This window comes from Candidatus Poriferisodalis sp., assembly GCF_965208485.1.
GTDB lineage: Bacteria > Actinomycetota > Acidimicrobiia > Acidimicrobiales > Poriferisodalaceae > Poriferisodalis.
Window position 1 is genome coordinate 3,357,922 of sequence record NZ_OZ242344.1, and the last position, 24,735, is coordinate 3,382,656.

At 66.7% G+C, this 24,735-nt stretch carries 22 protein-coding genes and 4 pseudogenes; 14 read left to right on the forward strand and 12 right to left on the reverse strand.

Annotated elements, in window-relative coordinates; translation table 11 throughout:
• The first annotated feature begins 16 nt into the window (after positions 1–16).
• Both ACOGXQ_RS15650 and ACOGXQ_RS15655 read left to right on the forward strand, forming a co-directional pair.
• On the forward strand, positions 17–1,192 hold the full coding sequence (locus tag ACOGXQ_RS15650) for an ABC transporter ATP-binding protein (protein ID WP_419944548.1): 1,176 nt from the start codon (positions 17–19) through the stop codon (positions 1,190–1,192).
• Entirely contained in the window at positions 1,189–2,232 is a 1,044-nt protein-coding gene (locus ACOGXQ_RS15655) for an ester cyclase (RefSeq protein ID WP_419944549.1), read from the forward strand. Before ACOGXQ_RS15650 ends, ACOGXQ_RS15655 begins: the two co-directional genes overlap by 4 nt.
• Positions 2,233–2,354: 122 nt before the next feature.
• On the opposite strand, the gene ACOGXQ_RS15660 is transcribed toward ACOGXQ_RS15655, so the two are convergent.
• Positions 2,355–6,326: a choice-of-anchor R domain-containing protein gene (locus ACOGXQ_RS15660; protein ID WP_419944550.1), complete on the reverse strand. Its 3,972-nt coding sequence runs from the start codon at positions 6,324–6,326 to the stop codon at positions 2,355–2,357.
• Positions 6,327–6,874: 548 nt separating this feature from the next.
• On the opposite strand from ACOGXQ_RS15660, the gene ACOGXQ_RS15665 reads away from it, so the two are divergent.
• On the forward strand, positions 6,875–7,849 hold the full coding sequence (locus ACOGXQ_RS15665) for a transposase (protein ID WP_419944551.1): 975 nt from the start codon (positions 6,875–6,877) through the stop codon (positions 7,847–7,849).
• 184 nt (positions 7,850–8,033) lie between these two features.
• Here the strand turns inward: ACOGXQ_RS15665 and ACOGXQ_RS15670 are convergent.
• Positions 8,034–8,784 (reverse strand): annotated as a pseudogene (locus ACOGXQ_RS15670) (GTP-binding protein).
• Between the two features lie 216 nt (positions 8,785–9,000).
• Here ACOGXQ_RS15670 and ACOGXQ_RS15675 point away from each other — a divergent pair.
• The gene (locus tag ACOGXQ_RS15675) at positions 9,001–9,843 is read left to right on the forward strand and encodes a phytanoyl-CoA dioxygenase family protein (RefSeq protein WP_419944552.1); all 843 of its coding nucleotides are present in this window, start codon (positions 9,001–9,003) and stop codon (positions 9,841–9,843) included.
• A 14-nt stretch (positions 9,844–9,857) separates the two neighbouring features.
• Here the strand turns inward: ACOGXQ_RS15675 and ACOGXQ_RS15680 are convergent, their stop codons facing one another.
• The gene (locus tag ACOGXQ_RS15680) at positions 9,858–10,679 is read right to left on the reverse strand and encodes an extradiol ring-cleavage dioxygenase (RefSeq protein ID WP_419944553.1); all 822 of its coding nucleotides are present in this window, start codon (positions 10,677–10,679) and stop codon (positions 9,858–9,860) included.
• Complete coding sequence (locus ACOGXQ_RS15685; RefSeq protein ID WP_419944554.1) at positions 10,679–11,059, reverse strand: aromatic ring-opening dioxygenase subunit LigA; 381 nt, start codon at positions 11,057–11,059, stop codon at positions 10,679–10,681. Before ACOGXQ_RS15685 ends, ACOGXQ_RS15680 begins: the two co-directional genes overlap by 1 nt.
• 163 nt (positions 11,060–11,222) lie before the next feature.
• On the opposite strand from ACOGXQ_RS15685, the gene ACOGXQ_RS15690 reads away from it, so the two are divergent.
• Positions 11,223–12,554, forward strand: coding sequence for an IS1380 family transposase (locus ACOGXQ_RS15690; protein ID WP_419944555.1), 1,332 nt, complete (start codon positions 11,223–11,225; stop codon positions 12,552–12,554).
• A gap of 227 nt (positions 12,555–12,781) precedes the next feature.
• Here ACOGXQ_RS15690 and ACOGXQ_RS15695 read toward each other — a convergent pair.
• Together ACOGXQ_RS15695 and ACOGXQ_RS15700 are read right to left on the reverse strand one after the other, a co-directional pair.
• A pseudogene (locus ACOGXQ_RS15695) lies at positions 12,782–13,117 on the reverse strand (aldehyde dehydrogenase family protein); the annotation flags it as partial.
• Positions 13,113–13,922: pseudogene (locus tag ACOGXQ_RS15700) on the reverse strand (thiamine pyrophosphate-dependent enzyme); the annotation flags it as partial. The pseudogenes ACOGXQ_RS15695 and ACOGXQ_RS15700, both read right to left, overlap by 5 nt.
• Positions 13,923–14,063: 141 nt before the next feature.
• Between ACOGXQ_RS15700 and ACOGXQ_RS15705 the strand changes: the two are divergent.
• From ACOGXQ_RS15705 to ACOGXQ_RS15715, 3 genes are all read left to right on the forward strand, one after another.
• A complete protein-coding gene (locus ACOGXQ_RS15705; protein ID WP_419944556.1) occupies positions 14,064–14,324 on the forward strand; it encodes a transposase in 261 nt (86 codons plus the stop codon).
• Positions 14,325–14,432: 108 nt separating this feature from the next.
• Entirely contained in the window at positions 14,433–14,921 is a 489-nt protein-coding gene (locus tag ACOGXQ_RS15710) for an enolase C-terminal domain-like protein (RefSeq protein WP_419944557.1), read from the forward strand.
• Positions 14,918–15,349 (forward strand): hypothetical protein, encoded by a 432-nt coding sequence (locus ACOGXQ_RS15715; RefSeq protein ID WP_419944558.1) that lies wholly within the window; start codon positions 14,918–14,920, stop codon positions 15,347–15,349. Before ACOGXQ_RS15710 ends, ACOGXQ_RS15715 begins: the two co-directional genes overlap by 4 nt.
• 67 nt (positions 15,350–15,416) lie before the next feature.
• On the opposite strand, the gene ACOGXQ_RS15720 is transcribed toward ACOGXQ_RS15715, so the two are convergent.
• On the reverse strand, positions 15,417–17,102 hold the full coding sequence (locus ACOGXQ_RS15720; RefSeq protein ID WP_419944559.1) for an SWIM zinc finger family protein: 1,686 nt from the start codon (positions 17,100–17,102) through the stop codon (positions 15,417–15,419).
• Between the two features lie 79 nt (positions 17,103–17,181).
• Positions 17,182–17,355, reverse strand: coding sequence for a hypothetical protein (locus ACOGXQ_RS15725; RefSeq protein ID WP_419944560.1), 174 nt, complete (start codon positions 17,353–17,355; stop codon positions 17,182–17,184).
• 192 nt (positions 17,356–17,547) lie between these two features.
• Here ACOGXQ_RS15725 and ACOGXQ_RS15730 point away from each other — a divergent pair, with 192 nt between their 5' ends.
• Together ACOGXQ_RS15730 and ACOGXQ_RS15735 are read left to right on the forward strand one after the other, a co-directional pair.
• Positions 17,548–17,784 carry a ribbon-helix-helix domain-containing protein gene (locus ACOGXQ_RS15730; RefSeq protein ID WP_419944561.1) on the forward strand — a complete coding sequence of 79 codons (237 nt, stop codon included), beginning with the start codon at positions 17,548–17,550 and terminating at the stop codon, positions 17,782–17,784.
• A 94-nt stretch (positions 17,785–17,878) separates the two neighbouring features.
• The gene (locus ACOGXQ_RS15735) at positions 17,879–18,163 is read left to right on the forward strand and encodes a hypothetical protein (RefSeq protein WP_419944562.1); all 285 of its coding nucleotides are present in this window, start codon (positions 17,879–17,881) and stop codon (positions 18,161–18,163) included.
• A 47-nt stretch (positions 18,164–18,210) separates the two neighbouring features.
• On the opposite strand, the gene ACOGXQ_RS15740 is transcribed toward ACOGXQ_RS15735, so the two are convergent.
• The 3 genes from ACOGXQ_RS15740 to ACOGXQ_RS15750 all read right to left on the reverse strand — a co-directional run bounded on the left by ACOGXQ_RS15740 (position 18,211) and on the right by ACOGXQ_RS15750 (position 20,290).
• Entirely contained in the window at positions 18,211–19,515 is a 1,305-nt protein-coding gene (locus ACOGXQ_RS15740; RefSeq protein WP_419944563.1) for an ATP-binding protein, read from the reverse strand.
• 191 nt (positions 19,516–19,706) lie between these two features.
• Positions 19,707–20,042, reverse strand: coding sequence for a type II toxin-antitoxin system PemK/MazF family toxin (locus ACOGXQ_RS15745; protein WP_419944564.1), 336 nt, complete (start codon positions 20,040–20,042; stop codon positions 19,707–19,709).
• Positions 20,039–20,290 (reverse strand): antitoxin, encoded by a 252-nt coding sequence (locus ACOGXQ_RS15750; RefSeq protein WP_419944565.1) that lies wholly within the window; start codon positions 20,288–20,290, stop codon positions 20,039–20,041. The genes ACOGXQ_RS15745 and ACOGXQ_RS15750 overlap by 4 nt, the downstream gene beginning before the upstream one ends.
• Positions 20,291–21,168: 878 nt before the next feature.
• Between ACOGXQ_RS15750 and ACOGXQ_RS15755 the strand changes: the two are divergent.
• Both ACOGXQ_RS15755 and ACOGXQ_RS15760 read left to right on the forward strand, forming a co-directional pair.
• Positions 21,169–21,369: pseudogene (locus ACOGXQ_RS15755) on the forward strand (transposase family protein); the annotation flags it as partial.
• Positions 21,370–21,614: 245 nt separating this feature from the next.
• Entirely contained in the window at positions 21,615–22,217 is a 603-nt protein-coding gene (locus ACOGXQ_RS15760; RefSeq protein ID WP_419944566.1) for an ISL3 family transposase, read from the forward strand.
• Here ACOGXQ_RS15760 and ACOGXQ_RS15765 read toward each other — a convergent pair.
• Positions 22,204–22,368, reverse strand: a complete 165-nt coding sequence (locus ACOGXQ_RS15765; protein ID WP_419944567.1) for a hypothetical protein — start codon at positions 22,366–22,368, stop codon at positions 22,204–22,206. The two genes, ACOGXQ_RS15760 and ACOGXQ_RS15765, sit on opposite strands and share 14 nt — an antisense overlap.
• A 323-nt stretch (positions 22,369–22,691) precedes the next feature.
• On the opposite strand from ACOGXQ_RS15765, the gene ACOGXQ_RS15770 reads away from it, so the two are divergent.
• Together ACOGXQ_RS15770 and ACOGXQ_RS15775 are read left to right on the forward strand one after the other, a co-directional pair.
• The gene (locus ACOGXQ_RS15770; RefSeq protein WP_419944568.1) at positions 22,692–23,447 is read left to right on the forward strand and encodes an RDD family protein; all 756 of its coding nucleotides are present in this window, start codon (positions 22,692–22,694) and stop codon (positions 23,445–23,447) included.
• A 253-nt stretch (positions 23,448–23,700) separates the two neighbouring features.
• Positions 23,701–24,432, forward strand: coding sequence for a DUF6338 family protein (locus ACOGXQ_RS15775; protein ID WP_419944569.1), 732 nt, complete (start codon positions 23,701–23,703; stop codon positions 24,430–24,432).
• Positions 24,433–24,735 lie beyond the last annotated feature (303 nt).

Consider the following 24,735-nt stretch of genomic DNA (forward strand, 5'->3'; position numbering starts at 1 on the left):
TGATGGGGTGCGGCACATGGCAACGGTGACATTGAGCGAGCTGACCAAGGTCTATTCGAACGGCTTCGAAGCGGTCACCGACCTCAGTCTGACGCTCGACGATGGCGAGTTCCTGGTGCTCGTCGGGCCGTCAGGTTGCGGCAAGTCCACGGCGCTGCGCATGATCGCCGGACTCGAGAAGATCACCCGCGGCGATCTGTACGTCGGCGATCGCCGGCTGAACGATGTCGCTCCCAAGGACCGCGACATCGCCATGGTCTTCCAGAACTACGCGCTGTACCCGCAGATGAGCGTGGCAGAGAACATCGGTTTTCCGCTGAAGCTGCGCAAGGTGGCCAAGGCAGAGCGAAACGAGCAGGTGCGGCAGGCCGCACGCGTCCTCGAGCTGACGGACTACCTCGATCGCAAGCCGGCGCAGCTCTCGGGCGGGCAGCGTCAACGGGTTGCCATGGGGCGCGCCATCGTGCGGCGGCCCGAGCTGTTCCTGATGGATGAGCCGCTGTCGAATCTCGACGCCAAGCTGCGCGTCCAGATGCGAGCCGACATCGCCGGCATCCAGCGTGAGTTCGGCGTTACGACGTTCTACGTGACCCACGACCAGGTGGAGGCCATGACCATGGGCGACCGGGTGGCCGTCATCAAGGACGGCGTGCTGCAGCAGGTGGACTCGCCCGAGGATCTCTACGCGCACCCCGCCAATGCCTTCGTAGCGGCATTCATCGGTTCGCCCTCGATGAACCTGTATGAGGCGACGCTCCGGCGCGGCGATGATCCCAGCGGCGACTGCCAGATCGACCTGGGCGATCAGCGCCTGGCGGTTCCGGCCGACGTCGTCGCGGCGCGGCCGGCACTGGCGAGGTACTTCGATCATCCGATCGTGCTGGGCTTCCGGCCCGAGCATCTCGAAGACGCAGCGGTGGCTGCCGAACATCCCGACGATCAGCGTCTCGATGCGGTCGTGGATGTCCGTGAAGCGCTGGGCGCGGAGACGCTGGTGCACTTCAACCTCAACGCGCAGGGCGTAGAAAGCGGCGATCCCGACGCACTCGACGAGATGCGGGACACAGGGCGCTGCACGGCTCGCTTCGCGGCAGAAACCCGTGCCCGAGTGGGTGATCGAATACGAGTCAACGTGGACGTCCGGAATCTGCACTTCTTTGATCGCCAGAGTCACCTGGCCGTCAGCGCATGAGCCCCGGGGCCGATCCGCACCGCGGCCACCAAGAGCTGCTGCGGCCGCTTCGAGCAGCTCTGTACGACTACGACCCGACGAGCGTGCAGGCCGCGCTGCAGACAGTGTTCGCACCCGACGCCGCTGTGCATCTCACCCATCCGTTCGAAGACCTCGACGGGCCGGGTGGTCTCTATGCGGAGGCATTTGCCCCGCTGGCAGCCGCTTGGCCCGACCTCGAACGGCGCGACTACATCTGTATCGCCGGCGCAGACCCCGGCGGTCACCGCTGGGTCGGGTGTGCCGGTTCGTATATGGGAACCTTCGCCGGGCCGTGGCTGGGCATTCCTGCTACCGGTCGGCCGGCCTCGATGCGCTATCACGAGTTCTTCCGGTTCGCCGACCAGCGGCTTGTGGAGATGCAGGCCGTCTGGGACCTGCCGGAAGTCATGATGGGCGCCGGCGTCTGGCCGATGACGCCGAGTCTCGGGCGCGACTGGCTGGCGCCGTCGCCGGCAACCGGTGACGGCCTCACCTCGGGGCAACGCGATGAGGCAGAATCGCAGGCCAGCGTCGATCACGTGATCGGCATGCTCTCCGACATGGGACACCATCCGCGTGAGCCCGTCGAGGCGATGCGTCTCGAGCACTGGTGGCATCCCAGGTTCAACTGGTACGGACCGCACGGCATCGGCACCGGTCGCGGTGTGGATGGGTTCCGTCGATTTCACCAGATCCCATTTCTGCGAGCGATGCCGGACCGTCGAGGCGGTTACGCCGGCGACGGTCACTTCTTCGGCGACGGCGCATATGTCGGTGTCACGGGGTGGCCAGGCATGGCCATGACAGTGACGGGCGACGGATGGCTTGGCATAGCGGCCTCCGGCCAAGAAATCACGATGCGCAGCCTCGACTTCTGGCGCGTCGAGAGCCAACGGCTTCCTGATGGCACGATTGATCGCAAGATCCGCGAGAACTGGGTGCTCATCGACCTGCTGCACGTCTATGACCAACTCGGTGTCGACGTATTGGCGCGGATGTCCGAGCTCGCTGCCCCATAGCCGAACCAGCGCATCCGCCGGGTGATTGATATGGAGCCTTCGCGTTTTTGCGGGATTGGGCTGCTGGGTTCGGTGGGGTCAGGTTGGGCGACGTGGATGCCGCGGTGTGCGAGATGTCGTTCTCATGCGTCACCGCCGGCAGATGCGACTGCTTGGGCGCCGACCAGACGAGCGGTCTGCCAGCGGTCTTTGCCGGCTATGCGAACCAGACCGTGCTCATACACCTGATGAACCTTCGCGGGAGACACAGCAGCAACGCCGCCCACGATGAACCCCGGCTCGGCAGCCGATCGCAGACGAGCCAACTGGTCAGCGGGAATCGCCCGCTCATCGCTGCGATCACCAGCCAAGACAACACAATCGGTGCCCAAAGCCCCGGCCAGAGTCACAGCGCTGTAGCGATCAGACTCCGAGGCCTCGTCCGCGGCGACCACAATCGGGATGTCCCCGCTGCAATCGGCGTCGAAACCCTCCGCGCCAGCCGACGCAGCCACATCGACAGCATCAACGCCGCCGCCGACAACCACCGCCTCCACCCCCACTAGACGGGCGGTATGCCAACGATCGTCGCCGGCCAGACGCTTCAAGTCATAACCGGCGACCTTCGAATCCGGCACAGCAGCCGTGCCGCCGACAACATAGCCAGGCAAAGACGCCGAATCCAACCGAGACCGCTGAACAGCAGACATCGGCTGATCACGGCCGCCAGCCAAGACAACACAATCGGTGCCCACCACCCCGGCCAAGGTCACCGCGCTGTAATGATCAGACAGAGCGGCTTCATCCCCAGCGACCACGATAGGAACATCCCCACTGCAATCTGTAGCAGCAAGACCCCCATCACTCTCACTCACAGCCGAATGCAACTCGGCACCTTGCCCACCAGCCTGCCCAACCTGCCGCCGCCCGACCTGCACCTGCTGCTCCCCAGCCTGCCCCTGAGCCTGCTGCTCCCCAGCCTGCCCCTGGGCCTGTTGCTGCCCGGCCTGCCCCTGGGCCTGTTCCTGCTCGGCCTGCTGCTGCTGGGCCTGTTGCTGCCCGGCCTGCCCCTGGGCCTGTTCCTGCTCGGCCTGCTGCTGCTGGGCCTGTTGCTGCCCGGCCTGCCCCTGGGCCTGTTCCTGCTCGGCCTGCTGCTGCTGGGCCTGTTGCTGCCCGGCCTGCCCCTGGGCCTGTTCCTGCTCGGCCTGCTGCTGCTGGGCCTGTTGCTGCCCGGCCTGCCCCTGGGCCTGTTCCTGCTCGGCCTGCTGCTGCTGGGCCTGTTGCTGCCCGGCCTGCCCCTGGGCCTGTTCCTGCTCGGCCTGCTGCTGCTGGGCCTGTTGCTGCCCGGCCTGCCCCTGGGCCTGTTCCTGCTCCCCGGCCTGCCCCTGCTCAGCCTGCTGCTGAGCTTGTTCCTGCTCGGCCTGCTGCTGCTGGGCCTGTTGCTGCCCGGCCTGCCCCTGGGCCTGTTCCTGCTCGGCCTGCTGCTGCTGGGCCTGTTGCTGCCCGGCCTGCCCCTGGGCCTGTTCCTGCTCGGCCTGCTGCTGCTGGGCCTGTTGCTGCCCGGCCTGCCCCTGGGCCTGTTCCTGCTCGGCCTGCTGCTGCTGGGCCTGTTGCTGCCCGGCCTGCCCCTGGGCCTGTTCCTGCTCGGCCTGCTGCTGCTGGGCCTGTTGCTGCCCGGCCTGCCCCTGGGCCTGTTCCTGCTCCCCGGCCTGCCCCTGCTCAGCCTGCTGCTGAGCTTGTTCCTGCTCGGCCTGCTGCTGCTGGGCCTGTTGCTGCCCGGCCTGCCCCTGGGCCTGTTCCTGCTCGGCCTGCTGCTGCTGGGCCTGTTGCTGCCCGGCCTGCCCCTGCTCAGCCTGCTGCTGAGCTTGTTCCTGCTCGGCCTGCTGCTGCTCGGCCTGTTCCTGCTCAGCCTGCTGCTGCTCGGCCTGCTGCTGCTGAGCCTGCTGCTGCTCGGACTGCCCCTGAGCCTGTTCCTGCTGAGTCTGCTGCTGTTGCTCGGCCTGCTGCTGCTCGGCCTGCTGCTGCTGGGCCTGTTGCTGTGCGATGGGGCCTTCACCGGGCACGAACTGCACAGTCGCAGACTGCGACTCAGCCGCTCGATCGACGGTGACGGTGTACACGGTGACTGTGCCGTCGGGCGCAGTCACCGTGATCGTGACGGTGTTGGCGCCCTCCGCAAGGCCGACCTGGTGGCCGTCCGTGACGGTGTCGGCGTCGGCGGGCGAGACGACGACGTCGGCTTCGTCGTCGAATGCCTCATAGGTGAGCGTGGCAGAGCTCACCGTGGCGGCCGCCGTCGCCGAGTAGTCCCTGGTCCCCCAGTCGAAAGCCCCGAAATCGACGCCGCTCAGCGCCAGCGACGACAGACCGCCGACTGGCGTGCCGTGAATCTGGAGCATCATGGAACGGTCTGGTTGGGCCGTGTAGGAACCGACGGCGGATGCGCTGCGGCGCCACACTTGGTGCTCGATGCTCCAGCCGGGATAGAAGCGGTCCTCTCCGTCGGACCAGGTGAGCGTCCAATGGACGTGCTCGCCGCCGGTCGCGGCGGATTCGACAACGATCCAATAGCTGGTGGAAGCGTCAAGCCTGGTGCCCGACGGCGCGGTGTAGGAGTACTTCTTGGGGCCCGAGCCCGCATCGAGCGAGGCGGGCGCAGTGAGCGCGGTCGCGGTGCCGGTGCTGGGTGATGTGCCGCTGACGAGGCTCACCGCCGGGGCGGCGACATCGCTGCCGAGCTCGGTTTCGAGGCGGACGTCGACGCTGGTCAAGCTGTAGCCGTCGGTGTTGCTGCCGGTGGTGAACCGCTGCGCGTGGTCATGGTCGACGAGGGCTTCGGCGGACTTCTCGTATTGGCCGGTGTTGCCGACCAGGACCGGGCCGTCGTTGTCCACAAAGCTCACCGTGGTGGACCCCGCGGCGGTGTGGCCCGACGGCGGGGCGCCGAAGCTGATCGTGACCGATTCGCCGTCGTCGTCGTCGCTGTCGTTGGCGGCCGAAACGGTGAAGGTCGCCTTGGTCGCAGCCACGTCGAAGGTCACCGACGCGGGGATCGCGGAGTGGTCTTCGGCTGTGGCGCCGCCGCCATAGGAGACGCTCAGCGGGACCGTCACCGCTGTCGTGGGCGCCTCGGGGATGACCGCTTCCACGGTGACTGCGGCGCCGCCCTCCACAGCCGCATAGGCCGACGAGCCGAACGTGATCGCCGGCTCCCCGGCCACCGACACCGTGTAAGGGCCGTTGTCGGTGCCGTGCCCTGTGACGGCGATGAAGTAGCTGCCTGCCGAAGCAGGCTCGAACCTGACGATGGCCTCGTCGAAGTCGTAGTCAATTTCATTGGCCGGCCGTGCCGAGGTCCTCGCCTGCTTGGCGCCCGAGGAGTCGTAGATGCCGACGATCTCCGCCATCATGTGGGACCGCCCGAAGCGGTACCTCATGGCGCTGCTGAAAGGACGCGCGGTCATGGTCACGACGTAGGCGACGTCTTGCTCCAAGACGACCTTGATCCAGTCCACATCGAAGCCGAAGTCGGCGTTCCCGTCGATGGAGCCGCCCACAGTCACCGTCCCGGTGGTCGCAGTGGTCGAGGTGAAGTCGTCGGTCAGCGACTTGAGCTCCACGTAATACGAGTCATGGAGCGAGAGACTCCCTCTGTTCACCGAGATGAAGTGCGTACCGGTCTCGCTGACCGAGAAGCTCTGGTAGTTGCCAAGTCTGTCCCGCTCGTCGAACGCGTACGACACGCTCGAGCCGCCATTCTGTTCGTACGGCCGGTTCGTGCCCGGCAGCACATCGCCCGTGCTGTCATACACCCCGGTGAGGACCCGCTGCGACCCGAGGATCGCCAGATAGCTCTGTCCCGCTGTGGCCGAGAAAGAGAACCAGTCCACGTCGTTGTCAGACGTCTGCGTGCCGCTGACCCGCGCGCCGCCAACGGTCACCGAGCACGCAGTCGCCGTGCTCGCAGCGCAGTCGGCCTCCTCGGCCTGCGCGGAGGCGGGTCCGACCGCCACGACGGCCGCCAGCAGCCCGAATGCGAGCACAGCAACAGCTATTCGACGAGTGGACCGACATGGCGGCCAGACGCTCCGCAATGACTTGTCCAAGGCTCCCATGAGCAGCTCACCTACAATCCACTTCAGGCTCATCCTGAGCCGACTCTACTAGCCCTGATTATTCACGAGTGTGGTGTTCGGGACTGTTTGGGTCCGCAGAAGAACCCCTCTGGCCTGCGATGATGCATGTCTGCAAAGAACGCATCGGCGGGTTCAGGGGGGCATCTGCGAGGTGAAGTCTATCAGTGTCGCGAATGCGTGTCTGGCAGGCGGCGGGGACCGGTTGGCGTGGGGCGCGGGGCTGTTCGCTTTGGGGGGCTTCGCGGACGGTGTCGGGCTGACCGGCGCGCTGTCGGCCGCGGTGCCCCGACGCGGGGAGCGCGCCCCGGTTCATGATCGGGGCGCGGTGCTGGTGCACGCGTTGTTGGCGGTGGCCGCGGGCGGGGAGGCGTGCAGCGATGTCGAGCATCTGAGAGCGCAGCGGGAGCTGTTCGGCGGTGTGGCGTCGGACTCGGCGCTGTGGCGGGTGATCGCCGGGCTGGGCGCGGGCGGCCCCGAGGCGCTGCTGGGCGCAGCGGCGCAGGTGCGCCCGCAGATGTGGGCCGGTCGTGACCGCAGCGGCCCGCTGGTGGTCGATGTCGGCTCGACGCTGGCGGGTGGTCCACTCGGAGAACAAGGCGGGCGCGGCGCCGCATTGCAAGGGCGGCTTCGGGTTTCATCCGGTGGTGTGCTCGACCGCGGACGGGGAGCCGTTGTGGGTCAAGCTGCGGGCGGGCAACGCCGCCGCGAACAGCATCGCGGATCGTCTCGAAGTGCTCGACGCGGCCGTGGCGGTGCTGCCCGGCGTCGATGCGGCAGGCCACCGCGAAGGCGACGACAGCAATCTCGCGCTGCGCCCGCTGGTGGTGAGCATCGACGCCGGCGGCTGCTCAGCGACGCTCGCGGCGGGACTCGCGAAGCGCAACGTCGGGTTCGCGGTCTCAGCGCGCTCCGCGCCGGCGATCGAAGCAGCGATCCGCCGTGTCGTGGGCGAGCCGGGCCGCTGGCACAACAGCCCCGAACGGTCCAAGCAGCGCAAACGCAGCCGCGCTCAGGTCGCGGACCTCACCGACCTCGCCGACCTGTCGGGGTGGCCTGAGGGGACACGGCTGGTGGTGCGCCGCGAGCCGCGGCACCCCGGCGCGCAGCGAAGCCTGTTCGAAAGCGACAGCTTCCGCTGCTGGGGGTTCTACAGCGACCAGCAAGGCGACACCGCGCAACTCGACCGCCTGATGCGCTCGCACGCCGACGTCGCCGACGCCGTGCGCCGCCTCAAGGACAGCGGCCTGTCGCGCATGGCGTTCACCGCGTGGAACGCGAACAGCGCATGGGCCGCCGTGCGCATGGTCGGCCTCGCGCTCGTGGGATGGTTCCAGAACGCCTGCCTCCAAGGCGCCCTCGCCAAAGCTGCGCCCAAACGGCTCCGCCGGCAGCTGTGGCACCTGCCAGCGCTCGCGTGCACCAGCGCACGGCGCACCCTGCTGCGCCTGCCCGAACAGCACCCCGGCACCCGAGCGCTGCTCGCCATCGCACACCCCCGCTGACCCCCTCCGCGCACCCAGCCAGCACAGCTCCCCGCCCAGCGGGGCAGCCCCGCCGCGCCCGAACACACACCCGGCCCGCCCCAACGCCCCCAACCGCAGCCATCAACGCACCCACGACGCACCCACCAGCACCCCAAAACGCCCAGACCGCAAAAACAGAGCAAAGAACACGCCCAAAAGAAGCTCAACAGAACTCTCGTGAACAATCAGGGCTAGTGAGGACGCAGGCGTCAAGACGTCGGCGAATGTCGGCTTCGCCCATGTCGATGCCGATGAACACGATCTCGGTCTGGCGGTCACCGAACATCGGATCCCAACGCGACTCGAGCTCTGCTCGTTCCTCGTCGGATTCCAGATCCCACTCGTCTTCTGGAGTTGCGGCGTACCACAACGAAAGCGGCTCAAGCGCGACAGATAGCGTCGACCAGCAGGTCGGTGACCGAGCGCTCGTCCTCTTCGTCTCGGCCCACGCCGAGATCGACGAGTTCTTCGAGCACCTCGAAGCGGTCGAGGAACGTGGATGCGTCGACGACGCTGACCATGGTGTCGAGCCGGGCCATGGACGACAGGCTTTGGCCGTCGATGTCCTCGAAGAGAAACGTGGCAGCCACTGGCATCGGTTCGCTGATGCCCGTTGACTCGATCAGGAGATAGTCGAATCGCCCTTCCGAAGCAAGCCGTGCTACTTCGACCAGGAGGTCCTCTCGCAGGGTGCAGCAGATGCAGCCGTTCGACATCTCGACCAGCCGCTCCTCGGTCCTGTCCAGCGCTGCGCCGTCCGCCACGAGCGCTGCGTCGATGTTGACCTCGCTCATGTCGTTGACGATTACCGCAACCCGCCGGCCCTCGCGGTTCGCCAGCACGTGGTTCAACAATGTGGTCTTCCCGGCCCCGAGAAACCCCGACAACACCGTCACCGGCAACCGCTCACGCATGCAACAGACTTCTCACTGGCAGTTGGCACCCGGTCTCCGGGACCGTGACCCCATCGGTGAACCTCATGCCCGACGAGGCGAGAATCATTCTCATTCCGAGACTAACCGCGGCAAGTGTCCAGACCAACCGACGACGGCCCTCGTGCGCGTCCGGACGATTGGTAGTTTCAGCAACGAACCGGACCGACTGGCCACGGCAGGCGAAGAGGGGACGCGATGCCAAAGCACCTGACCGACGCCCAGGTCGACCACTACCGCGACCGGGGCTATGTCTCGCCGGTCGATCTTCTGACGGCGAGCGAGGCGGCCGAGGCGCGGGCGAAGCTCGAGGCCTACGAGGCTCGTAGCGGTGGCCCGCTCGGCGGCGCTCAGCGTGCCGGCGGTCATCTGCTGTGGCCGTGGATCGACGAGCTCATGCGCCACGAAACCCTGCTCGACGCGGTCGAGGATCTGATCGGCCCCGACATCTTGTGCTGGAACTCGATCTTCTGGATCAAGGAGGCAGATTCGCCCAGCTACGTCGGCTGGCACCAGGACCTCGAGTACTGGGGACTCGACAACGGCGAGCTCGTCAGCGCGTGGATCGCACTCTCGCCCGCGTCCGAGGCCGCCGGCGCAATGTCGGTGCTCCCCGGAAGCCACCGAGAACTCCTCGCCCACGACGAGACCTACCACGCAGACAACATGCTCACTCGGGGCCAGGAGCTCAAGATCGACGTCTCCCAGCGAGAGGTCGCGTCGATGGCACTCGAACCGGGCCAGATGTCCATGCACAACGTGCGGCTCGCACACGGATCGGGGCCGAACACCACCGACGACCGTCGCATCGGCATATCGCTGCAGTACATGCCGACCCGCACCAGGCAGCTCCTCGTCGACTGGGATTTCGCCACCCTCGTCCGCGGGACCGACAAATACGGTCACTTCGAGCTGACCCCGCGACCGCAAAGAGACTTCGATCCTGTCGCCGTCGAGTTCCACCAGCGAGCCGGCGTGGCGCTGCGCGAACTCCTCTACCAGGGCGCCCAGCGCCCGGCAGAACGAGCCCCGACGCTGTAGCTGCACGCTGACGGCTAGCTCAGCTGGTAACTCGCGATGGTGCAGCTGACGGCGAAGATCGGGATCGGCTCGCAGAAGTGCACGGTGCCCGCTGCCCCATCGGCTGCGGCGCTCACGGCGATGAACGTGCGAATCTCGAAGCCGCCCTGGCCGGCATCGGCGTACACCCCAAGGTCGTCGTAGTCGAGGAGCGCCTTGCGGTCATTGCGGCACCACCGTTCCATGAAGTCGCGATCCCATGCCTCGTTGATCTTCCCGGAGTCCGGGGTCGCTGGCCAGTGCGAGATGCCCCCGGTACCGACCAGCGCGATCTTCTCCGGAACCGAGTCCGCCGCCCGCCGCAACGCCTCACCCAGCGCCCACGCCCGATGCAACGGCGTCAGCGGGGGGCCCTGGCAGTTCACGTTGACGGGGATGACTGGCAGATCGAAGTCTGGCGTGAGGAAGTGGAGCGGCACAGCGATGCCATGGTCGAACATCCACTCCTCGGCGTACGCCACGTCGACGGTCTGCATCACCTCAGCGATCAATCGCTGTGACAGGTCGCGGTCGCCCGGGGCTCGGAACTTGCTGATCCCCAGCCAGCCCGGGTCCTCGATCGGGCCCTCGTAGGAATCGGCCATGCCGATGGCGAAGCTCGGCATGTTGTTCATGAAGAAGTTGGCGAAGTGCTCGGCTGCGATCACGACGATCGCCTCGGCACCTGAGGCGGCGATGTCGAGTCGCATCTGGTCGAACGCATCGTAGAAGGCGTCCCGGACCTGCGGGTCGGCCTGATCCGCGCGACCGGTGATGCCGGGCGCGTGGCTGCAGACCCCGGCGTAGACAAGTGGCATCAGCTCTCTCCCTCGTTCCCGCTGCCGTCGGTCGCGTGTGAGGTCTGGCCCAGGCGCTCGGCGTGGGCATCCACGCCTTCGTAGCCCGACATGGCATACACACCCTCGCGCACCGCTCCGTGCGTCTCGATTCCCTCACGCATCCGCTGGAGATAATCGGCCCACTCGATCTGATGGAACGCAGCGAAATGCATCAGGATCTGGCCGTTCACCCCGAGATGGAACAGCAACCCGATGTCGGGCTCGGCAAGCGCCGCCAGCTCTTCGTCGGTCAGGTCATACGACTCGAGAGCCGACTGCGGATCAGTCCGGTACCGATCCTGCAGCGCCGGCGCTCGGTTCAGCTCATACAGGAACTTCTGCACGTAGTAAAGGGACACGCTTCAGCCTCTCACCAACTCGCGGCGATGTACCGCGTACTAAGCCCCGATCCACCGGTTCGGTTGGGCTGGTGGGGGTTTGCGTCCACCAGAAAGGCCTCCTGAGGTGGCATTTTGCCGGTTGTGAGAACGCGGCGTGATGCCATGACGGGAGGCACTTTCTGTGAGCGATGATACGCGGTTGTTGGACCGGGTCGAGGCAGTGTTCGACGAGGGCTCTTTGGTGGGGGACGCGGGTCTGCTGGCGGTGGGCACGCTGGCGGGCCGGCTGGGCTTGGAGGGCTTGATCGACGAGACTGTGCGTCCGCCGGCGGCGGGCCGCGGGTCGGGAGCGAAGGTGCTCACGGCGGTGTGCTCGATGCTGGTGGGCGGGTCGTTCTTCTCTGACGCGGATCGGCTGCGGGCCGGCTCGGCTGGGTCGGTGCTGGGGTTCGCGCCGGTGGCGCCGTCCACGCTGGGGACGTTCGCGAGGTCGTTCTCGTGGGGTCATGTGCGCCAGCTCGACCGCGCCCAGGAGCTCGCGTTGGGCCGTGCGTGGGCTGCTGGGGCCGCCCCGGCCGCGGAAGCGATCACGGTCGACATCGACTCCACGCTGTGGGGGGTGCACAGCGACGCGAAGCACGGCGCCGCGTACGGCCACGGCGGGCGGCTCGGCTATCACCCGCTGGTGGCGGCCCGCGACGACACCGGTGAGATCGTGCACTCCCGGATGCGCAAGGGCTCCTCGCAGCGGGGACACGTCGATTTCGCCGCGGAGACCTTGGCGCGGGTGCGCCGCCTGGCGCCGGGCGCGGCGCTCACGCTTCGAGCTGACGCGGGGTTCTTCTCGTGGGACCTGATCGACAAGCTCGACGCGCACGGCACGAGGTTCCTGATCGCGATCGCCCGCAACCCTGCTGTCGACAAGGCGATCGCCGCCATCGGCGACGACGACTGGACACCGATCGGCTACACCGACGACGGCGAAGCCCAGGTCGCCCAGGCCACGCTGACCAGCGGCCGACGCGCTGCGGGCAAGCCCAAGCGCACGGTCCGCCTCGTGGTGCGCCGCACCCGCCTCGTCGGCGACCAAGCCGAGCTGTGGCCGAACTGGCGCCACCACGCGTTCGTCACCGACATCGACGACGACGAGCTCGACACCAAAGCAGCCGACACCGCCTACCGCGCCCACGCCCGCGTCGAACAAGCAATCAAGGACCTCAAAGCCGGCGGCCTCGCCCACAGCCCCTCAGGACGGTTCGCGGCCAACGCCGCCTGGCTCGCCTTCGCCGTCCTCGCCCACAACATCGCACGCTGGACCGCGCGCATCGGCCGGGTCCACGAACCCCGCAAGCTCACCGTTGGGGCCACCATCGCCCGACGCCTGCTCAACATCCCCGCCCGGCTCGTCAACCGCAGCGGCCGACCCACCCTGCGGCTGCCCGCCAAATGGCCCTGGGCAGCCCAGTTCACCGCCGCGCTGCGACACATCCGCAACCTGCCCCAGCGCTGCTGAGCAAACCCCAGCGCCACGCAGCGCCGCGCAGCACACCCCAGGCGCAGCACACAAACCAACCCCCGAGCCGACGCCGACCAACCACGCGTCCGCCCAGCCCTCACCCCGCCCCCACGACAAACCGCGCCACCGACATCCCGCCCAACCCGACACCGCACACCCCACCGGTGGATCTGGGCTAAGAGCCGCTGATCAACATCTTGTCGCGCATGTCAACCGCCGAGCTTAATGAGCGGCCCGATGACCGCCGCCGGGTCCAGTGGATGCCCCACCGTCACGTTGCGCATCTTCTCTGCGACCTGCTCGACGACCTCGTCGTAGACGGAGTCCTGGATCAGGACGCGCGACGAGCTGGTGCAGCGCTCGCCGTTGAGGCTGTAGATCCTGAACACGACGGCGTCCACGGCGCGCTCGAGATCGGCGTCGTCGAAGACGATCACCGGGTTCTTGCCGCCGAGCTCGAAGTGCACCCGCTTGAGCGTCGGTGCGCCTTGCGCCTGGATCATCGAGCCGGTCGACGACTCACCGACAAAGGCGATTGCCTTGATCGCCGGGTGTGTCGTAGTTCCGCTGCTGGTCTCGACGGACGTTGCCGTACGCGTTGTTGTTGAAGATGACGGTGACGGTGTTGATGCTGTGTTGGACCGCCGTGGCGAGTTCCTGCACGCCGAACATGAAGCCACCGTCGCCACAGACGCTCACGACCGCCTTGTCGGGGTTGGCGACCTTCACGCCGAGTGCGGTGTGGAAGCCGAAGCCGAGGTTGTCCTGGCAGCCGCAGGTGACGTACTGGCGCGGCTCGTAGACCGGGAACATCATGCGGGCGCTGAAGCCCATCTGGCTGATCTCTTCCACGAAGAAGCCGTCCCGAGGCAACGCCTCGCGAATCGCTGCCAGATAGCGCTCCTGCGGCTGGATGCGCTGCATCTTCTCTGCCGCGAGCGCTCGGTACTCATCGAGTTCCGGTGCGCGCGGCGGCCGGGGCGCCATCCGCGCCTCGAGTTCGGTGATCAGGGCGCGTGTGCCCTCTGCCGCGTCAGCGACGAGGCCGTGGTCAGCTGGGAGCCGCACGAACTCGGTCGGGTCGATGTCGATCCGCATCGTCTTCATCCCGGTCGGCTGCCACTGCCACCGCATGTGGGTGAGCTCGAGCCGAGACCCGATGCCGATCAGGCAATCGCAGCGGCCGAACCACTCGTGCGCTTCGGGTGCGTGGAGCGCGAGCGGATGGTCGGCGGCGACGACGCCCTTGCCCGACCGGTGCGCGGTGACGGGCGCCGCGAGCAGCTCGGCCAACTCACGCACCTCGGCGGAGGCTTCGTAGGCTCCGGCACCGACCACGATCATCGGGTGGCGGGCTGCCGCGATCGCCATGGCCGCGGCCCTCACCCGCTTGGGGTCCGGCGTGGGAGGCGGCTCCGAACCGCGGTACACCTCAAGAAGGAAGAAGTCGCTCGCGGACGTCGAGAAGTAGGGCGGTTCACCGAAGCCCTGACTGTCCTCCCACAGATGCGGGAGGACCGCAAACGCGCCCTCGAAGCCCTCGACCGGTTTGCCGACATCTACGGCGCTGGCCAGATACCCGAGTTCAGCAGCGTCGTTGACACCTTCCTCGCCTGGCATGACCAGATCCTCGGCTGGCACCAAGCCGGGCGGCCCAGCAACGGCCGCATCGAAGGCACCAACAACCTGCTGCAGGTCCTGCGACGCCGAGTCCACGGCCTCACCAGCTACACGAACTTCGAAGCCCGCGGCATCCTCGTCACCTAACCTGCCCAAACCGAGCCCAGCAGCCCAAATCCCACAAAAACGAGAAGGCTCAACAATCTCTGGGCGTCGCCGCAGCAGTGCGAGACCCATCTCGCCGCGCTGCCTGCCGTGGCGTTCGCCATCGAAGAACCGCTGTCTGCAGGCGATGTTGATGGCTGCGCCCAGGTCGCTCGCGACAGCAGGCTCAGAGTCATCGGCGACGAGAGCATTCGGCTCATCGAACAGCTCACCGCATTGCCGGAGCCATCTCGCTGGATCGTCAATGTTCGGGTGTCGAAGACGGGCGGAGTGCTGAGGGCGATGGAGGTTGTGGCAGAGGCCACGAAGCTGGGCATCGATGTCATCGTCGGGTGCCAGGTGGGGGAGACGAGCGTGCTCACCCGGGCGGCGCTCGCCGTGATGGCGAGCGTTCAGGGCGCCGTCATCGGAGCTGAGGGGGCCTTTGGCACCCACCTTCTGTCCAGCGATCTCACCGATCGAACAATCATGTGGGGTCACGGGGGGCTGCTGCGCGGCGAGGACGTGCCTGATCGCGGCGGTGGACTGGGTCTGCAGCTCGATCCCGCAGCCGTCCTGGTGCCGTTGGAGGGCACATGAGCGACACCCGCTTTGTGGCAGCGAGCGTGGTGCTGGGCCTCGCATTTCTGCTCCGCGTCGCAGGTCAGGCAGCGCAGCGCTGGTGGGCCTTCGGCTTTCTGCCCTCCCAGGACGCCTGGCAGGGCAGCAGCCTGCCCTTTCCGGCCCTGTTGGGGGTCCAAGTGGTGATTCTGGTGATCATCTCGGCCGCGACGCTGCGGATGCGCGCGGGCCGGAGCCTCTTCGGAGGGCGCTGGGCGAGGCCGATCGCCTGGTTCGGGGCTCTGTACTTCGCCGCGATGGCGGCTCGGCTGGTCATCGGGATCCTCGGCGATGCCGGGGCATTCGGCGGCGACAGCTTCGCGGCCGGGAAGTGGTTCACGGCCTACTTGCCGACGTCGTTCCACCTGGTGTTGGCGCTCGAGGTGATGGTGTTCACCGCCTACTAGCGAAGCCGTCCCCAGCAGACGGATTGAGCGCCCGCGGAGTTGGGATGGCTGACGCTGCTCGGATCGGTCAGGGCCAATCGCGTTCGTCCAGTTCGGCCATGAGCCGCCGTTTGGGCTTGTGTTTGGTGCGCACGAGCTGCAGCAGCGATGTGAAGCGTTCCGGCTCGCCTGCGCTGTCGGCGAGGCGGCGGATGCGTTCCATGAGGTCAACCGCGCTCCGGTAGCGGTCCGGTCGTTTGAGTCCGATGATCGTCAGCGCTTGCGGCTCGTAGACGGAGATCGCGTCGAGCGGGTGGGTCTGCTCGCGGAAACGTGCGAGCGTGAGCTTCATCGGCGTTGTGCATCCGAATTCGGCGGCGGCGTCCCACGCCTCGTCGATCAGCCCTTCGTACAGCAGAATCTCCACGAGTGCTGTCGCGGCTTGCGGTACCGCGTGCGGCGCCGGCATCGATGACTCGGACCGCTCGACATGCGGGATTCTTGGACCGGAACCATGCGACCGCTCGAGGATGTCGCGCAATTCACCCCTGCACCGCGCGAGCCAGTCTTGGCTCGGATCGTTCTCTTGCAACCGCCGGAACCGGACAAGCGTCGGGTCCGCAATGAACGCCTCCCAAAAGAGCTTGGTTGCGCTCTTCGCATGGCCACGTTCGGCCAACAAGCGCGCGAGGAACTCGCGCAGATCGTCGGCCGCCCTCGGGCGGCTTCGGCTGTCGTCGATGCCTCGCTGCGACCACGAGAACGCCTCGCCGATCCGGCCAGCGGTGTGCAACGGGGTGACGATTTCGAGGATGTCGCTGGGCATCAGCGCTCCGCGGCTATGCACCTCGATGAGCGCGTCGGGATCACCCGTGGCGAGCGCCCAGCCGATCATTGCTTGGCGCACGGCGAAGTTCTCGCCATCCCATTCGGTGGTTGGTTGTACCTGCTGCCATCGAGGTTCGAGCAGGCGACGGTATTCGGCGAGCCCGGCTTCGCCGAGCACATCCGCGTAGTGCGCGGCGGCTCGATGGAATCCGTCGAGTTCAGACTTCAGCTCCAGCTTCACCAGCTGGCCTGCCAGCTCGGCCGGATCGACGGTTCCCTCACGGCACGCGCGCAGATGGAGTTCGGAGAGCCGTTCGATCACGCCGCCGAGATGGCCGTCGGAATCGTCCACGTAGTTGATCGACTCGTCTGCCCACCCGAAGGCATGCTCGGCAAGGCCGGCAACTGCATCAGGGTGGCCCAAGTCGCAGAGACCTTCGAGGTTCTCGATCATGACGTGAATGCCGTCTGCCCAGCCTTCGGCCTCGTAGTAGCTGACGAAATCGCCGTAGGGGGCGAAGGCGCGCTCGATGCGGCGCATCCACACACTCAGCTTGATCTGGCCGCCGCCCACGCCCTTTCTTGCCGTTGTTCGCCCTGCGGTCTGCTGCCGAGCCGCTGGCACCGCATCTGCAGACGCTCGGGACGGCAACTCGGGTGCATCGATCCCGCGACGCAGCGCCAGCGCGACTGCCACGCAGTGCTTGCAGAACGAGCCGTCCTCGGCCGCCGGGCAGCTGCAGTCCCACCGCGGCCGGCCGTCGACAGTCCACAGCTCCACCACGTACGGCATGGTGCCTCGCACGAGTGCCCGCGCCCGCCCGTCAAGCACCACCGGCGCTTCAACCCGGTGGTCACTCAGATAGCCCACGCCACGTTCGTAGGGGCCCGGACCGGCAAGCCGCCGGATCGCCGCAGCAGTGAAAACGTCGGCTACTGGTTTCACAGGCCGTTCCGCACTGTGCGCAAGGCGCGTCCGGTGCCCCAGCGGCGAGCCATCTCATCAAACACAGCGGCCTGCAGCTCTACCAGACGGCCTCTGCCTGCTCTATGGCGTTCAGGCGATCGAGTAGGTCTTCGACGCTCAGGTCAGCGACCTCCACCGTGGCAACGTCAGCGCCGTCGGCAGAGCACCGGCCAGGCAGTGCGATCTCTGCTGCCATCTCTGCCGCAGTCTTCATCTCAGTGATTGTCTTCATGCCCGTCAACGTAGAAGGAGGGTGTGACGCACCGGGAGGGGCATCAGCCAAACCGCCTCGACCGACAGTTGGCTGACATCGTTCCGCCGGCACGGCGCCTCGTCGACGAACGACGCGGCTGTCCGGCTTCTGCTGACGGCCGACTGGAAACGGTGTATTGCAGAACGCTATGCTGAATGCATAGCGCAGTTTGTGACCCGCGTCGACGACGCTCTCGCCGCTCAAGTCGATGAGCTCGTCGCGGCGGGCGGGGCCGAGTCACGTTCCGACGCAGTTCGCAGCGGCCTCGCGGCGCTCGTTGACATGCATCGGCGGCGGCAGATCGGCGAAGCCATTGTGGAGGGCTACCGGCGCCAGCCGCAGACCGCAACCGAGATCGGCTTCCCAGACGCGGCCACAGCAGCGATGATCGCCGAGGAGCCTTGGTGACGCCTGCGCAGGGCGAAGTCTGGTGGGCTGAGGCGCAAGACAAGAGGCGGCCGGTGCTGGTGGTGACTCGCAGCGAGGCAGTGCCGGTACTGACGTGGGTCGTCGTCGCGCCGGCGGCGCCGCCGATGAGGACCACCCGTGCTGTGTCGAGGCAGTGCCGGTACTGACGTGGGTCGTCGTCGCGCCCGTCACGCGCACGGTCCGCGCGATTCCCAGCGAGATCCCGCTCGGGCCCGATGAGGGCCTGCCGTCACAGTGCGCGGCCTCGTTCGACAACTTGCAGCCGATTCGCACGTCGTTCCTCACAGAGCGCATCGGATCCGTCCAATGGCACCGAACGAGGATCTGCGACGCCCTCGCAGCGCTCGCCGACTGCTGAGCGGCCAGCCTGCACGTCGGCTCGCCCCGGCACACCGTCGAGTCGGGTCATGGCGACACGGGCGCATGCCACAGCGAGCTGAGCGGCAGCGCCCACACTCGATCATCAATCTGGAATGGGATGCGACCGCTGCTCAGCACAACACCGCCGGCGAATTCATCTCCCAGTCTGTCGCGCAGCCACATGAGTCCCCTCGCGTCATCTCGGCCGACAACGCTGGATGATTTGACCTCGACCCCGACGACGTTGCCTCTGCTCTCAAGCACAAGGTCCACCTCCTTGCCGTCGCGATCGCGGGCATGGAACATGCGGGTTTCTTCTGCCGCTGTCTCGATGTGAGCGAGGAGTTCGGTCGCCGCGAAGGTCTCGAACATCTGCCCGATCAGCATGGGATCCCTTCCGAGCGATGCGGCGTCAGTGTTGAGCAGGTAAGCGGCCATTCCGGGATCGGTCAGCACGATCTTGGGGGATCGCGTGAGCCGTTGCAGTCGTTTCTCATGCCAGGCGGGGAGCCGGCTGATGATGCAGAGGTCCTCGAGCAAGCCGAGATATGCGTCGGCCGTCCTGAAGTCGACACCGGCATCACGGGCAGTGGCCTGCTTGTTGAGCTGTTGGCCCGTTCGCGCAGCGCATGACTCCAGCACCGGGCGCAGTTTTCCCGCGCGAGGTGTGTGCGGGGAGACCTGCTGCGCGTCCCTGTCGATGAGTTGCTCGACATAGGCGCGGAACCACCGGTGGCGATTCGGGGCGCTCAGATCGACCGCGACCGGAAAGCGTCCGGCCACGATCGCTTCGAGATAGTCGTTGCGACGCCATTCCGATGATGCGAACTGCACTTGGTCGAGGTTGAACAGCGCATCGATCGGGTTGTACCGCTCGACGCGCTCCATTTCAGCCCAGCTCAGACCATGCATCCGGACCCGGATGAGGCGTCCTGTGCCCGGCCATGTGGCTGCTTGGGTTGCAGCCCGAACTGAACCGGTGACGATGAACCTTCCCGGACGCGACGAGCGATCCGCATCCACCGCCCGCTTGATCGCGCCGAGAATCTCAGGGGCCTCCTGCCATTCGTCCACGAGCAAGGTGCCGCCGGTGTCGGACAGCGCGCCATCGGGGTCCTCCCGCGCCGCCAGGCGGGTGCCCGGTTCGGAGAGGTCCAAGACGGCATGGGCGAAGCGGCTCATCGACGTGGACTTGCCGCAACCGCGAGGCCCGACCACCCAGAGCGCGGGAAAAGCCGGGAGCAGTTCGTCTCGCACCAGCCATTCCACCGATCTGGGGTAGAGACCCTCGTGGTCGTCCGCCTGCGCCCGCGCGTCGGCCCCGATTTCCGGTTCCGGTGATTCCGTCATGAGAAATCCTATGATTGCCGAGAGGATAGTCCATAAATTGCCGCCTGATATTTACAATATCTGCCGAAGTAGAGTTCCAATTCCTGCCGCAGCATGCGAGCACGCCTCGAATCGGTCGGCGGAGCGTTCGTGGATCTGTTGGGAGGCCGCACCGTCGGCACAACCATCGTCCGCCTCGGCAACTGAGCCGGCTAGCGGATGATCGCTGCGAGACGAGCGACGACCTCGTCGATGACTTCGGAGGGAGCGTTCTCGAGGAATCTCCCGTTGCGTGCTTGGAGGTCGAGCACGCGGGGCTGATCGCAGCGCATGACGCCGCTCGTGCGTAGGCCGGCGTCGTCGAGGGAGACAGCGAACCCGCGGCGGCGCGCAAACTGCCCGCCCGTGGTGATCGGCACCACGATCGGCGCGCCGGTCAGGTCGTTGAACTCAGCGGGCGATACCACCATGACGGGTCGGGTGCCGCGCTGGGGGTGTCCGGCCGTCGGATTGAGATCGACCCTCCAGATCTCTCCCCGCTCGGTCACAGCTCTTCGCGGCCGACCGGCGCTCCGTCAATCCATGCTCGATCGTCATCGGTCGCTGCTGGGTCGCACTGGGCGATCAGCTCGTCGAGCGTGTATCTGGGGCGATGGTGGGGCACGACGATGAGGCGTCCGCCGTCAACGTCGAGATCGACGGTTGAGCCGGCCTGCGCGCCGATCACATCGAGGAGCGCGGGCGGCACAGCCAGCATGACCGAGCCGCCAACCTGTCGCATCGTCGTGGAGTGCACACCCACCTCCGAAAGTTATATTTGAGTATAACTTCTGAGGTGTCGCGGCCTTGCCGAAGCGATGCCCGTGTGGCCTCAGCCGAACTGCTCGGGCGCAGCTCGCGTGCTGATGCTGAATCTGCCAACGGTGAGTCTCGAGCAAGCTGTAGCAGTCCCAGTCACGGTCTGCGCCCGACACCGTCACTGGCCTGGCCGTCGATCATCGGACTCTCAGTCCGGCTCAGCACGGGCGTTCTGCTAAACGCATTCCAGTCGCAAGCCACGACTTGTCGCGGTGGAAGTTGCCGGGGATCGACGTGCTTCCCTCCTGAGACCCGCCGACCGAGACGTGGTCACCGTCGGTCATCGGCCCTTCGTCCCAGACCCACAAGGACCGCGTGCGCGGGTCGTATCGGGTGCCCGATCGCGGCAGGAGCACCCAGTAGTAGACGAGGCTGCCGTCAGCTTCATTTCTCCTGAGGCCAGGATCGATATCGGGATCCCAGCCGAAGCCTGTGGCCAGTATGTGCACGTACGGCTCTTCGACGATGAGATAGCCGCACAGCTGCGCGTCATGGCCCATATCGCCGCGCTCGTAGCTCCACATTCCTTCAAACTGGCGCTTCGCGTTTGCGCGTGGAGTAGGTCGGTGAGGGTCGCTGTGGCGTAGGGAGGGATCCCCCAGAATCGGAGGTGCTTTGTAGCCCCGATTCGGGAGGATCCCTGTGGCTGTTGGCCTTACGCGTGCGCTGCTGTTGATTGTCGGGCTGGGGCCCGGTGTCGCGGTCCGCGATGTGCGGGGCCGCGGCGGCGGGCCGCTGGTGATCGAGGTCGGGTTGGTGGGGCGGCCGTGCTGTGGGGGCTGCGGCGGGCCGGTGTGGGCGCACGGGTCGAGTCCGGTGGCGCTGGCGGACTTGCCGGCGTTCGGCCGGCCGGTGCGGTTGAGGTGGAAAAAGCGCCGCTGGCGCTGTCCCGGCGAGACGTGCGCGGTGCGCACGTTCACCGACCAGGACCCCGCCATCGCGCCGCCCAGGGCGCGCATGACCTCCCGGGCGGCGCGGTGGGCGACGCGGCGGGCGGGCAAGGCGCGGGCGGTCAGCGAGATCGCGGCCGAGCTGGGATGCGGCTGGCACGCTGCCATGGCAGCAGTGCACCGCTGGGGTCGTGCGCTGCTCGAAGCCGATCCGGGCCGCGCCGAGGGGGTGACCGCCTTGGGCTTGGACGAGATCTTGATGTTCCGCCGCGGCCCGTTCCGCCACAAGCACTGGGGCACCGCCATCGTCGACACCCGACGCGGCGTGCTGCTGGACATAGTCGCAGGCCGCAGCGCCGCGGGCGCGACCAGATGGATCCAAGGGCGCACGTCGCTGTGGCGGCGGCAGGTGCGGTGGGCGGTCACGGGGCCTGTCGGGTCCCTATCGCAAGGCGTTCGGCGACACCGTGCCGCCGAGTCCACAACGAGACCACCGGCGGGCGCGGCGCCAAAGGCGACACGCTCTACCGGACGAGGCGGCTGCTGCTCAAAGCCGCCGAGCGGATCACCGACCGCGGCAAGGCGAAGCTTCGCGGCCTGCTCGCCGCCGGCGACCCCCGAGGCGAGGTGCGCGATGCCTGGCACGCCAAGGAGACCCTGCGCGGCATCTACCAGATACCCGACCGCGACCTCGCGCTCGATGCGCTCGACGAGTTCTCACGCGACCTGCGAGACGAGACGTTCAGCCCGGAGCTGAACAAGCTCGGCCGCACCCTGAACGCCTGGCGCACCCAGATCGCCAACTGGCATCTCTGCAAAGTGACCAACGGCCCCACCGAGGCAGCCAACAACCTCGCCAAGCTCATCAAACGAGTCTCGTTCGGGACCGCCAACCTCGACCACCACAGAACCCGAGTCCTGCTCTACGCCGGCAAACCCGACTGGGGCCTCCTCGACGGCCTCACCCCACGCTAAAACGCGAAGAGCCGGCATAGTCGGCTCGGGCCTGTTCGATGTCGGCCACGAGTTCGGCGTCGGACATAGTCTCGAGCGTCTCGACGAGACCGTCGTAGTCGTCCGGCCTGATCAGCAACGCAACCGGCTTGCCGTTTTCGACGATGGTCACCGCAGTCTCGGCTCGCTGCAGGCCGTCAACAAGCTCCGCCAGATTGCCCGACGCAACGTCGACGGTGTGAAGCTGTACGGGGCAAGTCTACGTCGCAGTCGCCGGGCAACCGGAAACGGCGAACCTCGTGAGGCGTAGAGGCGGTGCCGTTGCACAAGTGCGGTTTGGCCACTGTGCCCACATGGGCGGACTCGGCACTGCAGTTCGACCCCGAGCGCAGCTGTTCTGGTGTCACCCAACACATCTTCAGAATGCCAATTCACATCATGAATTCTTGAAAGCGCCTCCATTCAGAGGCCGAACGTCGCGGCATTCTCCATATCATGGACATACAACACTCAGGACGTTCAGGTCCGGTGACCGGCACGGTGCAATTCGGAACGGAACCCGCAGTTGAGCTCGCCTCGCCCGTCGAGCGTCTCCTGGCACGAGCCGTAGACACGGGCGTCGTGATCGCGTTGACGGCGATCGTCGGGGGCTTTTTGCATTGGTCGGGTTCGCCGTTCGGGATGTTCGAGAATCCCGGTCCGCACGTTCCACCGAGCTGGCCCGAAGTCGGAGTTCTGGTAGCCGTCTGGTCGCTGTACGAGACATTCGGGCGGCACTTGGGGCTGTCGGGTTCCACGCCGGGCAAGGACCTGCTCAGGATTCAGGTTGTACGGGCGCTGGACGGCGGCCTTCTGGGTTGGCGACAGGCGGTGAGTCGCTGGAGTGTGCTCGCAGGAGGCTTACTGGCCGTAGCAATCGCTAAGGACCGGAGCAGCCCGTGGTACGTCTATGGGGCGATAGCCGCCACCGCTCTGGCAATCTTGGTGACCGAGTACCGCCAAGGCCTTCATGACCAAGCCGCCGGTTCCGTGGTCATCCGGGTTCAGAAGTGGACCTGGGCCGGAGTGTGGACTCGCGTACGCCATGGTGCGCGCCGGGTTCGGGAGTCTTGGCTGCGAGCGCAGCAACGTTTCGCGACTGTTGACGCAGAGAGTCCGCGCGCTCAACGGTTCCGTGCGGCAATTCGCCTTGCTTGCCGTCCACGGACGGATCGTTGTCGATGTCGTCGCATTGGACGCTGCCGACCTTGACGGTCAGGCTGCGTTCGAGTCGGGTTGCGGAGGTCGCAGGCTCACAAACGAGCCGACGGCGCCCCAAACCGCCCGTTTGACAAGCGTCGAGTGAAACATAGTGACGGCCGACTGCCGCGGAGCGGATTCTCTCTCGACGTCCCAGCGACGACGCCCCAAGCCGTAGGCGCCGTTGTTCAGCGTGAGGCGAAATGCGCTGGTACGACATCGCGTCGCATTGCAGAATTCGCCGAACGACTGCGGAGGTCACACTGTGCTGCCCGAATTCGAGTCGATCACACGGAGCGCCGCTGTGGCATTTGCACTGCTGGTGCCGGGTGCCTCGGCGGCCGCAGGATTCGAATGGCACTCGGTGCGCTACAGCCGCCGCCGAAAGGACTGGGTCCTGCGGCTTCTGCTGTTCTCGGGCCTCTGGCTGGGAGCTGGCTTCTGGTTGTGGCACTCGCTGGCCGTGGACCACTGGGACGACCTGGTCGCCCGCAAGCCGCTGCCGTGGTTTGTCTACGCGGTCCCACTCGGATTCGTGGTCGTGCCCTACGGATTGGGATGGGCTCTGGGATGGATGACCAGTGCCTTCCCACGAGGCATGCGCAAAGTTCTGGGCGGCAATCGGACGCCCACAGCTTGGGACCACCTCTTCGACCATGGCACGGCCGGATCAGTGCGATGCCGGCTGCGCTCTGGACGTTGGGTGGGCGGTTCGTACGAGGAAACAGGGCAGATTGACTCATTCGCTTCGGCCGACGACACCATGGTCGACGTCTACATCAGCAAAGCTGTCGAGTACGACCAAGACTCAGGCGCCCCGCTGTTGCGAGACGGTGAGCCTGCATGGACCGGGGGCGGCCTGCTGCTTCGATGGGACGAGATCGAGTCCCTAGAATTCATCCCAGAGCCCAGCGACGAGTCGGAGGCCGCGGAAAGCAATGACGAAGGACACAGGCGAAGGCGGTGGACGCGCAAGGGAGCAGCGCCGTCAGCATGATCTCGGCTACCAGCCCAAGGGGCAGGTAGACCCCGGCCGCGCCAAGTCTGCATTCCAACCGCCCGTTGCACCGAGCGAGCCCGCTGAACCGGCCAGTGCCGCAGACGACGCGTAAGCGACGGCCGATAGTGCATGTCCTCGATAGCGGCAGGCGCTGAGTCGGATCACAAGAGGAGATGGAACCGCCCCTTCACCGGCCACCGACGAGACCGGTGGTTGACACTCGCGGTGCAATCGTCAATCCGTTGGCAGAAGGCGAACCGATACAACTCGATAATCGGGTCCCAGTCAGGTACACCGACT

Coding starts and splice junctions, on each gene's coding strand:
- ACOGXQ_RS15740 (WP_419944563.1), bottom strand. CDS start 19,515: ATGACGGAATCACCGGAACCGGAAATCGGGGCCGACGCGCGGGCGCAG.
- ACOGXQ_RS15650 (WP_419944548.1), top strand. CDS start 17: ATGGCAACGGTGACATTGAGCGAGCTGACCAAGGTCTATTCGAACGGC.
- ACOGXQ_RS15680 (WP_419944553.1), bottom strand. CDS start 10,679: ATGCCACTTGTCTACGCCGGGGTCTGCAGCCACGCGCCCGGCATCACC.
- ACOGXQ_RS15725 (WP_419944560.1), bottom strand. CDS start 17,355: ATGAAGACAATCACTGAGATGAAGACTGCGGCAGAGATGGCAGCAGAG.
- ACOGXQ_RS15760 (WP_419944566.1), top strand. CDS start 21,615: ATGGATCCAAGGGCGCACGTCGCTGTGGCGGCGGCAGGTGCGGTGGGC.
- ACOGXQ_RS15660 (WP_419944550.1), bottom strand. CDS start 6,326: ATGGGAGCCTTGGACAAGTCATTGCGGAGCGTCTGGCCGCCATGTCGG.
- ACOGXQ_RS15705 (WP_419944556.1), top strand. CDS start 14,064: ATGCGGGAGGACCGCAAACGCGCCCTCGAAGCCCTCGACCGGTTTGCC.
- ACOGXQ_RS15770 (WP_419944568.1), top strand. CDS start 22,692: ATGGACATACAACACTCAGGACGTTCAGGTCCGGTGACCGGCACGGTG.
- ACOGXQ_RS15715 (WP_419944558.1), top strand. CDS start 14,918: ATGAGCGACACCCGCTTTGTGGCAGCGAGCGTGGTGCTGGGCCTCGCA.
- ACOGXQ_RS15655 (WP_419944549.1), top strand. CDS start 1,189: ATGAGCCCCGGGGCCGATCCGCACCGCGGCCACCAAGAGCTGCTGCGG.
- ACOGXQ_RS15675 (WP_419944552.1), top strand. CDS start 9,001: ATGCCAAAGCACCTGACCGACGCCCAGGTCGACCACTACCGCGACCGG.